Annotated in this window: 9 protein-coding genes; 3 read left to right on the top strand and 6 right to left on the bottom strand. The window is 68.1% G+C overall.

Features of this window, described 5'->3' with window-relative positions; all coding sequences use genetic code 11:
• Positions 1-24: 24 nt before the first annotated feature.
• Positions 25-2,559, top strand: coding sequence for an ABC transporter permease subunit (locus tag NL115_RS10305; protein ID WP_254829280.1), 2,535 nt, complete (start codon positions 25-27; stop codon positions 2,557-2,559).
• A 55-nt stretch (positions 2,560-2,614) separates the two neighbouring features.
• Positions 2,615-2,998, top strand: coding sequence for a hypothetical protein (locus NL115_RS10300; protein WP_254829279.1), 384 nt, complete (start codon positions 2,615-2,617; stop codon positions 2,996-2,998).
• 211 nt (positions 2,999-3,209) lie between these two features.
• Here NL115_RS10300 and NL115_RS10295 read toward each other — a convergent pair whose 3' ends face one another.
• Positions 3,210-4,430 carry a hypothetical protein gene (locus tag NL115_RS10295; RefSeq protein ID WP_254829278.1) on the bottom strand — a complete coding sequence of 407 codons (1,221 nt, stop codon included), beginning with the start codon at positions 4,428-4,430 and terminating at the stop codon, positions 3,210-3,212.
• A 136-nt stretch (positions 4,431-4,566) separates the two neighbouring features.
• Between NL115_RS10295 and NL115_RS10290 the strand changes: the two genes are divergently transcribed.
• Complete coding sequence (locus NL115_RS10290) at positions 4,567-5,616, top strand: hypothetical protein (RefSeq protein WP_254829277.1); 1,050 nt, start codon at positions 4,567-4,569, stop codon at positions 5,614-5,616.
• Between the two features lie 37 nt (positions 5,617-5,653).
• Here the strand turns inward: NL115_RS10290 and NL115_RS10285 are convergent, their stop codons facing one another.
• The 5 genes from NL115_RS10285 to NL115_RS10265 form a co-directional block, all read right to left on the bottom strand.
• On the bottom strand, positions 5,654-6,541 hold the full coding sequence (locus NL115_RS10285; protein WP_254829276.1) for a hypothetical protein: 888 nt from the start codon (positions 6,539-6,541) through the stop codon (positions 5,654-5,656).
• 83 nt (positions 6,542-6,624) lie between these two features.
• Entirely contained in the window at positions 6,625-8,964 is a 2,340-nt protein-coding gene (locus NL115_RS10280) for a hydantoinase B/oxoprolinase family protein (protein WP_254829275.1), read from the bottom strand.
• A 43-nt stretch (positions 8,965-9,007) separates the two neighbouring features.
• Positions 9,008-11,137: a hydantoinase/oxoprolinase family protein gene (locus NL115_RS10275; RefSeq protein WP_254829274.1), complete on the bottom strand. Its 2,130-nt coding sequence runs from the start codon at positions 11,135-11,137 to the stop codon at positions 9,008-9,010.
• On the bottom strand, positions 11,134-11,553 hold the full coding sequence (locus NL115_RS10270; RefSeq protein WP_254824572.1) for an acetone carboxylase subunit gamma: 420 nt from the start codon (positions 11,551-11,553) through the stop codon (positions 11,134-11,136). Before NL115_RS10270 ends, NL115_RS10275 begins: the two co-directional genes overlap by 4 nt.
• Entirely contained in the window at positions 11,553-13,487 is a 1,935-nt protein-coding gene (locus NL115_RS10265; protein WP_254829273.1) for a hydantoinase/oxoprolinase family protein, read from the bottom strand. Before NL115_RS10265 ends, NL115_RS10270 begins: the two co-directional genes overlap by 1 nt.
• Between the last annotated feature and the right edge of the window lie 165 nt (positions 13,488-13,652).

Raw genomic sequence — 13,652 nt, 5'->3', positions numbered from 1 at the left:
CGCGTGGGAGACTCTGCCAAGCCAATGCGCGAGACGGTCGAGTACCTCCTGCGACGGGCAGCCCTGTCGCTCCTGTTCGTGGCAGTCGCCGCGACGGTCGTGTTCGGAATCGTCCACTTCGGGGTCGCGGACCCGGCGGACGCGACGGCCGCGACGCCGGAGGAGCAATCATCGCTCGCCGAGAAGAAAGCAGCGTTCGGGCTCGACCGCCCGATTACCGCCCAGTACGTCGACTACATGGGCTCGATGTTCCGGTTCGATTTCGGCGAGACCTGGGCCGACCGCGACGAGGCGGTGGCCGAGCAACGAACGTCGGTCGATGGCCTCGTCGAGCAACGGCTCGGCCGGACGGCGTGGCTGTGGCTGTGGACCGGACTGCTCGCTCTCCCGCTGACCATCGTCGGCGTCGTGGCGGCACGCTACACGGGTGACGGTCGTGATGCCGGCATCCTCGGCAAGGCACTGCCGGCGTTCCTGCTCGCGGCCGTCTTCGAGACCGTGTTCTTCAACCTCGGACAGCTGCTACTGGGACTGGACTGGCGACCGTTCCTCGCACCGACACCGTCGAGCATCACCCGACCTCTCCCGGTAGGCGACCTGGGGACGACCGACGGGGTCCTGCTGGCGACGAAACTGGCGATTCCGCCCGCGCTCGCGCTCGCCGTCCCCCTGGCGGGGACCCTGGCGTTCCTCTGGAGCCGCGGGCTCGCATCCGCCGCCGACAGGTCGTTCGTCGACGCCGCACGCGCGAAGGGGCTGCACGGCGGCCTGGTCCGACTCAAGCACGTCCTGCCGGTCGGAGCGGTCCCGGTGTTGCTGGTCGCGGGCGAACTCGCCGCGGTCCTGGTCGGCATGACGATGCTCGTCGAGGTGGTGTTCTCGCTGGAGGGGCTGGGCTCGTTACTGTACATCTCCGTCGTCAGGAACGATTACACGACCCTGCAGGCATCGGTCTTCGTCTTCGTGGTGTTCGTGGCGGCGGTCGACTGGCTCGGCGCCGCTGGGCACTCGCTGCTCGGCGGAGACCCCACCCGGCGCCGGCGCGGGGTCTGGGGCGGCACTGCGACCACGGAACACGACAGGTCGGTGAGTGACGGCGGGCCAGTGAGTGACGGCGGGGTCGACACCGGCGGGGACCTCAGCCCCCGCCGGCACGTCGACGGAATCCGGCTCGCGGTGCGGGCGACGCCGCGCCCGGCGCTCGTCTGGGCCGGCGCCGGCGCGGTGCTGGTGCTCCTCCAGTTCGGGGCCCTCGTCGACACGCTTTCCGCGTTCGTCCCCGGCATCGACCTGGCGGGGGTCGTCCCGCGGCTCCTCGACCGGCGGCTCGTCCCCAACGCCGGCTACCGGCTCCCCGGCGGTGGGTGGGCGGGGACCGCGTTCGGCCTCTCGCCGGCAGCCGCCTGGCTGCTCCGGGTCGGACTGGTCTACGCCTACGCGGCCGCGGTGGCCCTGTGGCTCCGCCACGGCTACCGCCTGCTGCGGGAGGTGTATCGGCCGGCGACGTGGCACGGGGGCGGCGCGTTCCTCGCCCGACTCCGGGCACACCGGGCCGCGCGGGTCGGCGGCGCCGTCGTGGCGGTCCTCCTGGTCGCCGCTGTATTCGCCCCGGCGCTGGGCACGGTGCCCGCCGACCGGACCTTCATGCACTCCAGCCTCGACGCGACCGAGGGGGAGGTCGACGGGTCGGGGGCGGTCGACTATCTCGACACCGAGACCGGCACCATCGAGTCGGCCGCGGTCAGCCAGACCATCACCCGGACGCGCTCAACCTCGCTCGGGAGCGTCGGCCCCGGCCAGTACGACGAGTTCGGCCAGTTCCACCCGTTCGGGACCACCTACTTCGGGACCGACCTGTTCACCGAGATGCTGTTCGGCCTGCGCAGCTACCTCTTCGTCGCCACGGTGGTGCTGTTGACCGCGGGGTTCCTCGTCCTGCTCGCGGGGGCGCTGACGCTGCAGTTCGGGCGTCCAACCGCGGCGGGTATCGACGGAGTCGCCGGCCTGCTCGGGTTGTTCCCCGCCATCCCGTTCCTGTTCCTGACGGTTGCCTGGTTCCATCCGGCAGTGAGCACGCTGTCGACCCAGTTCCAGGTCGTCGGCGTGCTGTTCGGACTACTGGCCTGGCCGCGGCTCTGGCGGACGATACGACCACTCCTGGCGGAGATCGACGGGCGGGCCTGGGTCGACGCCGGGACCGCGTTCGGGCAGCCCCGGAGCCGGACTGTCGTCCGGGAGCTCCGACCCGTTGGCGGCGTGCTGGTGGCGTACGGGCTCGTCGCTGCCGGGGGAGCCATCGCCGGGACGGCAGGGCTGTCGTACCTCGGGCACCTCTCGGTGGGGGCCCCGTACGGGGCCTTCGAGTGGGGCGGCCTGCTGTGGCGCGGACAGAACTTCATGCTCACGAGCGCGGGCCACACGTTCGTCTTCCCGGCGGTCGGGCTGGCCTGCCTGTTCGCCGCGGTCCAGGCGCTCGCGGCCGGCATCCGCGATGCCGCGACGGCCGACCGGCCCGACGAGACGAGCAGTGCCGGCGAGGTCGGCGGACTCACCAGCTGACACCGGTCCAGGCGCCCCCAGCTATAACTTGTTCCACCCCGTGGCCCACGATGCCATGCCAGAGACAGCCACGGTCGTCAAGGAGCTGAACCGCGGGGACAGGCTCCGGGTGTCCGACCCGGACATCGGCGAGGTATCGGTTATCATCTACGCCCCACAGGAGACGGCGGAGGTCGCACCCGGCATCCAGCAGTTCGTGTTCACCCACGAGTCCGGACGCATCATCGGGATGAACCGGAGCCTCGGCGTCGACGAGGACGACGACTGGGATGTCTGCCGGCTCGTCGTCGACGAGGACGGATTCCAGCACGCCCTCCTGGTGCGGTCGAACGGCGACGTCCACCTCCACACCCGCCAGGAGCCGGGACAGCCGGAGGACTGGGAGCATCGCGGTGTCGTCGGCGAGGTCGAGCGACTCGAGCCCGTCGACCAGGCCTGAACGGCGCTCACCACCAGCGACCCGACCGGGGACCCCGCTCCACTCGCTTCGTCGGGTCCCCGATAGCGACGAACGGAGCCGGTGGCTCGCACAGGAGGAACGAACGGTCACTGGGACGGCGAGTCACTCCAGGGGACAGCAGATTCCCCCAGGGAGCGGGACCTGAACAGGCCGCCAGCGAGAACGAGGGGGCGTGCCGAACCGACTCAGCTCACACGCCGCCGATGAGGCCGCCGTCGACCGGCGTATCGGTGGGGGTCGCCGTCGGCGTGGGGGACGGCGTCGGGCTCGGTGTGGGTGTCGGCGACGGACTCGGTGTGGGTGTCGGCGTCGGTGTCGGCGTCGGCGTCGGTGTCGGCGTCGGCGTCGGTGTCGGCGTCGGTGTCGGCGTTGGTGTCGGCGTTGGTGTCGGCGTTGGTGTCGGCGTCGGACTCGGTGTCGGCGTCGGACTCGGTGTGGCCGTCGGTGTCGGGGTGGCGGTCGGCGTCGGTGATGCGGTCGACGTGTTGGTCGGCGACGGGCTCGGTGTGGGCGAGGCCGTGCTGGCCGCACCGCCGAGACTGTTGGTGGTGCCGCCGCCGGCGCTCGCGGCGGGGGCACCGCCGGCAAACAGCAGGGTCGCGCCGTGCACGAAAATCGTGCCGACGACGACGAGTGCGACGAGGAGCACCGGGACCGTCGTCAGCCGGTCTAGCTCGGACTCCTGGCCCCAGAACAGCATCACCCCCGCCAGCACGACGGCCACGATGACGACGAGCCCGGCGACCGGCTGGGAGCTGCCCTCCAGCCGGACCGCGACCCGGACCGCGACCAGTCCGACGACGAACACCCCGAGCGCAAGAACGGGCGTGCTCCGGGAGAGGCCACCCGACGGAAGACTCGGGAACGGGCTTGACTGCCGTGCCGTCGTCGATGCCTCCCGGTCGATCCAGCGGTCGAGCGCGAAGCCGTTCTCCAGGGGTTCCTGTTCGGCCGAACCGTAATGGGCCGGTGCCAGGGTGGCGAGCGTCTCCCGGCGACCGAGGAGCAGTGCCACGACCGCGAGCGCGAGGAGTCCGACAGGGAGCGCCTCGGCGGCCGGTGAGTCGAGTTGCGGGGTGACGCCCACCACGACCCGGACCGCGACAGCTCCGAGCGCGAAGATGACCAGAGCCAGTACCGGGACACTCCGGACCGCCAGCCCTGGCCGCGACAGGGTCCGCCTCGAAGCGGCGCCCTCTACCGTCGAACCGGAGCGGGACTGTCCCGCCGTGGGTGGGTCCGGGGGGAGTGGCTCGTCGCTGCCACCCTCGGCTACCCCCGGAAGGTCGGCCGGCTGCTCGTCCAGCCACTCGTCGAGCGTGAAGCCCGTCTCGAGCGGTGTCTGTCTGCCTCGTGTTCGACGGATGGCCTGAACCGGGAGACCATCCAGCATTCGCTGCAGGAATCCCATGCTAACTCGTTCCGTGTGTGGCTTTGTCATTGTCAGACCAGTGCATAAAGCTGTCGGCACTGAGCCTGGCAGCGGCCCGGTGGAGTGGTCCCGGGGCGGGGAAAGTTACTTGCACGGCCCTCCGGAATCACGGGTGATGCTTCCGGGCGTGGATATGCACCTCCGTTCGTCCCAGTATCCGGATGTCGTGGCGGACGCCCTCCTCACGCTCTCCGAACGGCCGTGTACGATGGTTCCGTTCGACGAGAGCCGGTTCCCGGACCTACTGTCCGAGTTCCACCGGACGGACCGCCCGACGGTCGAGTCGGACTCGGCCCCGGCGGTGAATGAACAGCTCCTCGCGGCCACCGACACCGTCGAGGCGTTCTTCGCGGAGGCGCTCTGGACATCGGTACTCACTCCCGACCTCGAGGGACTGTCGAGCGAAATCGTCGCCGTCCCGTACCGCGATACGATGTTCGAGTCGGCCGTCTACCGCGACGGTACGCCCGGCTGGAAGGTCGAGGCGTACCTCTTCACCGACGAACGTGTTCGCGAGGATATCGAGCGCATCAGCCATCGGAAGGAGCAGTATCTCCGCTCGCTCCGGGACGGACGAGTCCCGACGGCAGCCTCGCGAGACCACAAGCTCGCCGAGATCCGGACGAAGAGCGATCTCCTGGGATACCCCGACTGTTGTGGCGAACGGTTCCTGACCGAGCGCCGGCGCCGGTTCGACACCATGCTCTCCGTCGGTGACGAGCGGGTTACGGAGCTGCGCGCCAGTGGCGACAGAGAGGCCGTCCTCGCCGCCTTTGAGCAGGAGCTGGCGACCCACGACCTCACGCTGGCGGACCTCAACCCGGAGAGCCGGCTGGTCGGCCAGCTCGAGAACCTCGACATCGGTAGCTACTTCGAGGACTGGTCGTACGACCGTCTCCGGGCGTTCTTCGAGCGACGGAGTCGGGACGAGCTGCCGGCGTTCTTGTACGCGTTCTTCAGCGAGGAGTTCTACCCCCACCACCCGCGCTGTGACCACGCCGAGGCGGTCGGGCGGGCGGTCGAGTCGACGCTCCACCGCACGTATCCGGACCAGGTCCCGCTGTACCGGACGACGGTGATGTGTAACCTGCTCTCTCACCTCGGGTTCGACGACCGAGCGGTACGCCGGCGGTTATTGACCGATATCGGGCCCCAACCGGAGTGAATCACCTGGTGCCACGGCCGCCACGTCCGGACGCTCGTCACCGACCGAGCAGCTCGCGGAAGCGCTGGACACGCTCGGGCGCGGCGGTGGCGGGAACGGGTACGAGCCACACGAACCCCTCCGGAAGCGCATTCTGGAAGGATTCAACGCGGGACTCGAACGTCGCCGGCTCCGCAGACCACACCGCCGCGGGCAGCGAGCCACCGGTTCGACCGGAAACGTCGGCCAGCGACTCGGCGGCCTCGGGTGGCAGCGCCTCGAACGCCACCACATCGTACTCGTCGAGAAGCGCCGCGGCATCGCCCCGAAGCGTAGACGGGAAGCGACCGACCACACGCAGGCCGTGGTGGTCGGCGGTGTTGAACACGGCCCCCGCCTCGAGGAGCGCGTCATCGAGTGACAGTCCCCGGTCACGGGCCGTCTCCAGGCCACGCTCATCGAGCAGCAGAACGTCGACGGTCCCCTCGAGCGACCGGATGACATCAGTCACCGCCTGGCCCGCCTCGTGAAGGGCGTCGAGAGCAGCGAACTCGTCGGCTGCGACGGCATCGAGCCAGTCGGCGCCCAGCTGGTCGACACAGACCGTCGCCGGGCTCGGCAGGACGGCACCGACAGGCTCCGAACGGACATCCGCGACGATACCGATGGTCTCGGCGAACCCCTCGACGCCCGGGCCCAGTGCCTCGTCGAACCGGACACTCGCGAGGTCGGCCCCATCGGCCGTTTCGAGGTCCGCGGCGAGAGCGTCGACACCGGAGACGGCGGCCACATCCGGACCGACGAGGTCGGCGGTCTGTCGCAACGCCGTCGACCAACCGACGGGGTCGGTCCAGGGTCGGTCGGGCATCTCGTCACCGACCCGTGCGGCGTAGTCCTGATACAGCGGTACGTAGACGAACTGGCCGTCGAACACTGGTACACTCATCCGACTCGACCCGAGGTTGGACCGACGACACGTTAAACCCTGGCGTGGTGTCGGAACCCACGCCAGAGCTAGGATGGCCCGCCCTAGTCGTCGCTGAGGTCGCCCTTGTACTCCGGCCGTGGCGGGTACTTCGGGGTGTCGAACAGTGCGGGCGCCTGCGTGCGGAAGAAGTTCATCGGCATGCCCTCCAGCTCGTCGGGAGCCATCCGCTGGTTGACCCAGCCCGCGTAGATCTCCTCCTTGTCGTGCCAGGAGCCGAAGTACGGCATGTCGAGCGGCGGCGTCTCCGTCTCCCAGTCATCGACGAACTCGTCGAACGGGACGCCCTCCTCCAGTCGCTGCTCACGTTTCGACTCGCGGCGCTCCTCGGTGGCCGCCTCGTCGACCATCATGGTCTCCTCGTCGTAGGCCACCTCGTAGATGTTCTCGAGGACCCACTCGGAGATGAGGTCCTTCTCCAGGTCCTCGAGGACCGACTCGGCGTCGCGTTCGATGGGGTCACCGAGGCCACCGCCGGCCCCCTGAGTCACCCAGTAGACCTCACCCTCCTCGGCCAGCTCCTGCTGCAGACCGAGGTCCCAGGTGGTGTACTCCCCGTCGAGCGGTTTCTCCTGCATCAGGTCGGGAATGTCGTACTCCCAGTCCTCGGGGTCCTCCTCCAGCAGCTCGAGGACGTTGGCGTCCTTGATGCGGCCGGCGGGGATGGCCGGGGCGCCGTAGCCCCCGTACAGCCCGTGGACCGAGGGGAACCGCGACCCGATGCCGGTCGCGAGCCACGCCCACGCCGGGGTGTTCTTGTGGGTGAACACCTGCTGGTGGCCGTGGCCGCCACGGTAGCGGCCGAAACCCTGCAGGTCCTTCAGGAGCCGCGCCCGCGAGAGCGCCACGAAGGGGTACTCCTCCTCGTAGTGCTCGGTCTCGCCCATGTCACCCATCGCACAGAAGAAGGCGGCCTGGGAGTGGAGCCCATCGCGGTCCCAGCGGGCGGCGCCGGGCATCGTGTTGATGTCGGTCACGATGTTGCCGACGAAGTCCCCGTGCTGGTTGGTCCCACCGTAGGTCCAGCCGTTGATACAGTTGTAGTGGTTCGCGTGGATGTCCGTGGCCTCCGAGCGGTTCTCCTGCGTGAACTCGGGATAGAGCGCCTTCATCATCGACTGCTCCATCGAGGAGAACGCCGGGAACAGCGTCATCATGCTCTGGGCGTTCGGGACCTCGCGGGTGCAGTGGACGATGGAGCCCCTGTCGGCCTCGATGTGGACCGGCTCGAAAATCGCCTGGTTCCGCGGCAGGTCCGGCCAGATGAAGTTGAGGAACGCCGGCATGAGGACGCTCTTGAGCGACGCGAAGATGGCGTTGGTCGCCCGGTCGTCGAACTCGGGCCCGGCGCCGCGGTAGTCGATGGTGATCTCGTCGCCCTCGATGGTAATCTCACAGGGGATCTTGATGAGACAGTCCTCCTTGAGGGTGCTGTCGGCGAACGTGGTGTGCCGGTAGGTTCCGTCGGGGGTCGCCTCGATGCGGGCTCGCATCTCCTCCTCGGCCGACTCCAGCGAGTGGCGCAAGCCCCCGACCACGTGGTCGGCACCGTACTGGTCGATGACCTCGTCGATGCGGTCTATCATCCGCATCACCGACGCCAGCCGCGCCTGGTGGTCGTTCCGGGTGAGCTTCTTGTCCCGGGTGGAGTTCTGGAAGAACGTGATGAGCTCCTCGTCCAGTTCGTAGTCCGTGCCGATCTTCATCGGCTGGGTCTTCAGCCCCTCGTCGTACGGGCTCTCGGCGTCGCCGGGGATGCCACCCGGTTCAGTCGAGCCGTTCTCGCCCTCGTGGATGACACAGCTCGCCCACGCGATGTGCTCGTCGCCATCGAACACCGGGATGAACGTGCTCTGGTCGGCGTTGTGGATGTTCCCGTACCGGGCGTCCATGTGGTGGAACACGTCCCCCTCGTTGATCTCGTAGTCGGGGTTCTCCCGCCACTTCTTCATCACGTGCTTGATGGGCAGGCCCTGGAGGACGATGAACGACAGCACGCCACTGGAGGAGGCCACCGCCAGGTCGCCCTCGCGGGTGAACAGGCCCGTGATGAGGTCGCCCCACTTCGCCCCGGGCGAGGAGGCGATCTGCATCGCCATGTCCAGTCCCTCGTTGCCGATGGCCTGAAGCTGGTTGTTGACGACCATCCGGGTCACGTCCTCGTCGGCGATCGCGTCGAGGGCCGCCTCCTGACGGTCCGTCCGGGGCTCCATGGAGTGTTGCTCCATTATCTCCCGATCCGGCCCCTCGAACAGTTCCTCGCCTTCGAGGAATTCGGTCATCTCGGCTTCGATACTCCGCTCGTCCTCGGCGACGGGCGCCGCCTGTGAGACGCCGCCGTCGGCCTTTCGGTCGGTCGCGTCGTCTGGGGTGTCGTCTGTCATTGTCGTATCCGGTGTGATGTCGGTTCCGTGCCTGTGCTCGCCGTCACTGTCGCCTGAGATACGAGACGCCGGCCGGCGTCCGGTCGAAGGTCCAGCCGTCGTTGACCACGATGGTCGTCTCGGGGTGCTCGACGATGGCCGGCCCATCGACGGCGCCGGTCCCCATCTCGGTGAACCGGTGGACCGGCGTCTCGACGAACTCGCCGCCGAAGTAGCACGACCGGGAGCGCCCGGTGTCCGGCGTCCCGGCACCGTCTGTCAGCGCCGCCGCATCGCCGGTCGAGGTGTACTCCATCCGGGGTTGCTCCACGTAGGACTGAACCCGGATGGTGATGAGGTTGATGTCCGAGCTCGGCATGTGGGCCTCGTCGCCGAAGTTGTCCCCGTAGGAGTCGCGGAAGGCCTTCAGTAACCGCAGCAGGTCCTCCCGGTCGTCGATGGTCTCGACCGGACTCCGAGCCGTCGTCGTCTGCAGCTGGACACCGTACTTCAGGTCGCACTCCACAGTGTGCTGGATGCGGTCGGCCGAGTAGCCCTCGTCGAGGAGGTCACGCCGGCCCTTGTCCTGGAGTGTCGCGACGACGTCGTTGAACTGCTCGTAATCGTCGAAGTACGTCTGCCCCTCACCGTCGAACAGTTCGAGGTAGACCGACTGCTCGTACATGTGCATCTGGTCGAGGTTGCCAGCACCGGCCGCCGACAGCACGGGGCTGAACGGCGGCACGATGACCTTCTCGACGTCCAGTTCCTCCGCGTACCCGCACGCGTGGGTCGGGCCAGCCCCACCGTACGAGAGGATGGAGAAGTTCCGTGGGTCGTAGCCCTGCAGCGAGATCTCGTTGAACATCGTCTGGGCCATCTTCGTGTCGACAACCTGTCTCGCAGCGGCGGCGGCCTCCTCGACGCTCACGTCCATCGGCTCCGCGATGTCGCGGCGGACGGCGCGTCGGGCGAGCCGCTCCTCCAGCTCCAGCTCGCCGCCCCAGAAGTAGTCCGGGTTGAGATACCCCAGTACGACGTCGACATCGGTCACCGTCGCCCGACGGCCGCCACGGTTGTAACACGCCGGGCCGGGGTCCGACCCCGCGCTCTCCGGGCCGACCGTGATGACATCCTCCGCGGAGTTGTAGCCGAGTATCGACCCCCCGCCAGCGCCGATGGTCTTCATGTACACCATCGGGATGTTGATGAGCCACCGGTCGATGATGGGCTCGTACTCGTACAGCGAGACCTCACCCTCCGTGACGGCCCCGATATCGAAGCTCGTGCCACCCATGTCGGTCGTGATGAGGTTCTCGTCGTCGAGTTCGTCGGCGAGCTGCTGGGCGGCGCCCAGTCCCGCGACGGGCCCCGCGTGCATCGTCTGGATGGCGTAGGTCTTGCCCAGCTGGGCCATCCCGGAGGTGTTGTGGACGAGCTGGAGCGGCTTCTCGTAGCCGTGGTCCCGGAGGACCGACTGCATGTCCTGCAGCCCCTCCCGCATGATGCGGTGGAGGTAGGCGTTGATGACCGTCGCGTTGCTGCGCATGTACTCCCCGTTCTTGCCCGTCACCCGGTGAGAGAGGACGACCGGCGTCGATCCGAGGACGTTGCTCGGGTACTCCTGGTTGACGATCTCCTCGACGAGGAGCTCGTGGACCGGATTGACGGTGCTGTTCAGAAGCACGACCGCGATGGCGCGGACGCCGTCATCGACCAGCGAGTTGACGACCTCGCGGATCTCCTCTCGGTCGGCCTCCAGCAGGACATCGCCCTTGTAGTCGACCCGTTCGCGGATGCCGTAGCGGTAGTCCGAGGGGACGATCGGGTCCGGTCGGTCGGCGCCCGGGATGTCAGCCTGGTCCTCGATAGAGAGGCCATCGCCGTACTGGCGCCCTCGGCCGATGCGGATGGTGTCCTCGTGGCCCTTCGTCGTGATGAGGCCGACGCGCTCACCGGTCCGCTCGATGAGCGCGTTCGTCCCGAGCGTGGTCCCGTACCTGACCGAATCGACATCCGAGAGCACCGTCTCGACGGACAGGTCGATTTTTTCCGCACCGGCCGTCAGCGCCTCCATGAACCCCTCGGTGAGGTCGTGATGCGTCGTCGGCGCCTTGGACTCGACACGCTGGTCGCCCCACGCGACCACACAGTCGGTGAAGGTTCCGCCGATATCGACACTGACGCGTTTCATGTGTCTCCCTCCATGTAGCGCTCACGGAGCCAGTCGAGGTCCGGCTGAATCTCGTTCGTCGGTGGATGCCCGGGGGGCAGGTACTCCGTCTCCACCTGTGCCCCACAACCGGGGCAGTAGTACTCCAGAATACGGCACCACTCCGAGTCCGGGGAGTAGGTGTACTCGTACTCGTCGCCGATGAGCGGCCGGTGGATCTCGCTCGGGTCCCGCTCGTTGACGAGGAGCCCGTGCTTGTAGTTCTCCGTGGCGTCGTCGAGTTCCTCGCCGCAGCGCCGACACCGCCACTGCTCGACGTCGAGGTCGATGCCGAGGTACGGCGTGATCGGGACGACGGCGGGCTCGTCGAGCCCGACCTCGGCCTCGATTCCGTCGGTCTGTACGCCCTGATTCGTACCGTGTTCGCTGTGTGCCATTAGCTGTCCTCCGCAGTGATGACCATGTGTCCGTACTCGTTGATCTCGAACCGCCAGTCGGGGGGAATCGCGTATGTCGTCGAGGTGTCACGCAGCACTGCAGGCCCCGCGGCCGAGGCCTGGCCCTCGATCTCCCGGTAGTCGAAGACGGGAGTCGACGCGGTCGCCTGCCCATCGGCGGTCTGCCACGCGATGTCGCTCTCGCTGGCCGGCTCCAGCTCGGTCGTGGTCGACAGTCGCGGGGTGAACGTGTTCGTCGGGAGCTGTGCGGTCGCGGTGAGCGTCAGGACGGCCTGGTCGTAGTCGTCGAGTCGCGCCGCCAGTTCGGATTCGGCCTCGGCCGGGTCGACGGCTCCGAGGTCGGTGGCCTCGGTTCCGGTGACGCCGCTGACGTGCCAGGACAGTTCGACCTCGTCAGCTCCGAAGCCCTCGCCCTCCATGTCGCGGCGAGCCCGCTGTCGCAAGCGGCCGACCTCGTCCGAGAGCCCGTCCAGGTCGTTCTGCTCCGCTGCGCGGAAGTGGTAGTCGTGCACGACGTCGCTGAAACCGACGCTGTGCGCGCTGAAGACCGACGGATACGACGGGACGACGATACGCTCGATGCCTGCATTGCGGGCGACACCACACGCGTGGGTCGGACCGGCCCCCCCGTACACGACGAGCGTCGCCTCGGCGGGAGCGATATCGCGGCTGGAGAGCTTCTCGCGGATGAACGACCCGATCTGTCCCTCGAGCCGGTTGCGAATCTCGAGTGCAGCCTCCTCGGGCGTGAGCCCGAGCGGTTCGGCGATATGCTCCTCGATGACGCTCCGGGCCCGGTCGGCGTCGAGCGAGACCTCGTCGCCCGCGAAGAACCCGGGTGTCATGATACCCGAGACGACGTCCGCGTCGGTGACCGTCGGCCGCCGGCCACCGAGGCCGTAACACGCCGGGCCCGGATTCGCCCCCGCACTCTCGGGCCCGAGTTCGAGGTCGTCACCGACGACCTTCGCGACGGTGCCGCCACCGCCACTGACCGGGAAGAGTTTCCGCATCGGGAAGGATACCTCGACGCCCTCGACCTCCCCGAACTCGTCGCGTGCGACCGCACCGTCCCGGATGAGTGCCACGTCGGCACTCGTCCCCCCGATATCGAGTGCGACCGCGTCCGATGCGTCGTACAGGGTCGCCATCTCGGCCGCACCCTGGATGCCGGCTGACGGGCCGGAGTTGTAGGTCTGGAGCGCCGTCGTCTTGGCGACCCGGGTCGAGGCGCCGTCGTTGCAGAAGACGAGCAGCGGGTTGTCGTACCCGTGGTCGCGCAGGAAGTCCTCGGCCCGGTAGAGGAACTCCCCGAGCGAGGGGTGCAGGTACGAGTCGACCAGCGTCGTCCTGAGGCGCCGCTGGTCGTCGGGGTCGCTTGTCAGTTCGTGCGTGAGATGCAACGGAACGCTCCCCAGGTAGTGCTGGGGCTGTTCGTCCAGCAGAACGTCCTGGATGGCTCGTTCGGACTCCAGTGAGTCCATCCCGACGACGATGTTGTCGCTCAACTCCTCGGCCAGGTCGTTGTACCGCTTCGCTGTCTGTCGGGAGTCAGAGGCGCTCGCCAGCTCCCGCTGGGCTCCCTGTTCGAGGATATCGTCCACGAGCGAGGCGTCGTAGCTCTCCAGCTGGCCGAGAGATGTCCGGGGGGTCAGAACCCCCACGTTCGCCCCCTCACGCTCGATGACCGCGTTGGTACCGATAGTAGTCGAGTATCGGATGCAGTCGACCGTCGTGAGCAACTCCCGTGGTTCTTCTTCGAACAGGGCGGCCGCCTGTTCGATGATATCGGAGAAACAGACCGTCAGGTCATGGGGTGTCGTGGACGTCTTGAGCGTCCATACCTCGTCACCGCGCCTGACGGTGCCGTCCGTGAACGTTCCGCCTGTGTCGATGTCGATTGTCGTTTCCATCTGTGAGTTCGTGTCTGCTGTTCATCATCCCGGTACTCTCCGGTCTCCAGGCATCCGTCGCGGGGCCGACCGTCAGGTCACCGACTCAGCCCCTCGCGCCGGAGCCGGCTCGTCTCACGGTCCGCCATACCGCGAGAGGGTTGGTACTGGTCCGCATGCAGACAG

Source organism: Haloglomus salinum, assembly GCF_024298825.1.
GTDB classification, from domain to species: Archaea; Halobacteriota; Halobacteria; order Halobacteriales; family Haloarculaceae; genus Haloglomus; species Haloglomus salinum.
Note: the sequence above shows the minus strand (reverse complement) of the source record. Positions and strands in the feature narration are given on the sequence as shown.

Coding starts and splice junctions, on each gene's coding strand:
- NL115_RS10285 (WP_254829276.1), bottom strand. CDS start 6,541: ATGAGTGTACCAGTGTTCGACGGCCAGTTCGTCTACGTACCGCTGTAT.
- NL115_RS10290 (WP_254829277.1), top strand. CDS start 4,567: ATGCTTCCGGGCGTGGATATGCACCTCCGTTCGTCCCAGTATCCGGAT.
- NL115_RS10280 (WP_254829275.1), bottom strand. CDS start 8,964: ATGACAGACGACACCCCAGACGACGCGACCGACCGAAAGGCCGACGGC.
- NL115_RS10305 (WP_254829280.1), top strand. CDS start 25: ATGCGCGAGACGGTCGAGTACCTCCTGCGACGGGCAGCCCTGTCGCTC.
- NL115_RS10300 (WP_254829279.1), top strand. CDS start 2,615: ATGCCAGAGACAGCCACGGTCGTCAAGGAGCTGAACCGCGGGGACAGG.
- NL115_RS10265 (WP_254829273.1), bottom strand. CDS start 13,487: ATGGAAACGACAATCGACATCGACACAGGCGGAACGTTCACGGACGGC.
- NL115_RS10295 (WP_254829278.1), bottom strand. CDS start 4,430: ATGGGATTCCTGCAGCGAATGCTGGATGGTCTCCCGGTTCAGGCCATC.
- NL115_RS10270 (WP_254824572.1), bottom strand. CDS start 11,553: ATGGCACACAGCGAACACGGTACGAATCAGGGCGTACAGACCGACGGA.
- NL115_RS10275 (WP_254829274.1), bottom strand. CDS start 11,137: ATGAAACGCGTCAGTGTCGATATCGGCGGAACCTTCACCGACTGTGTG.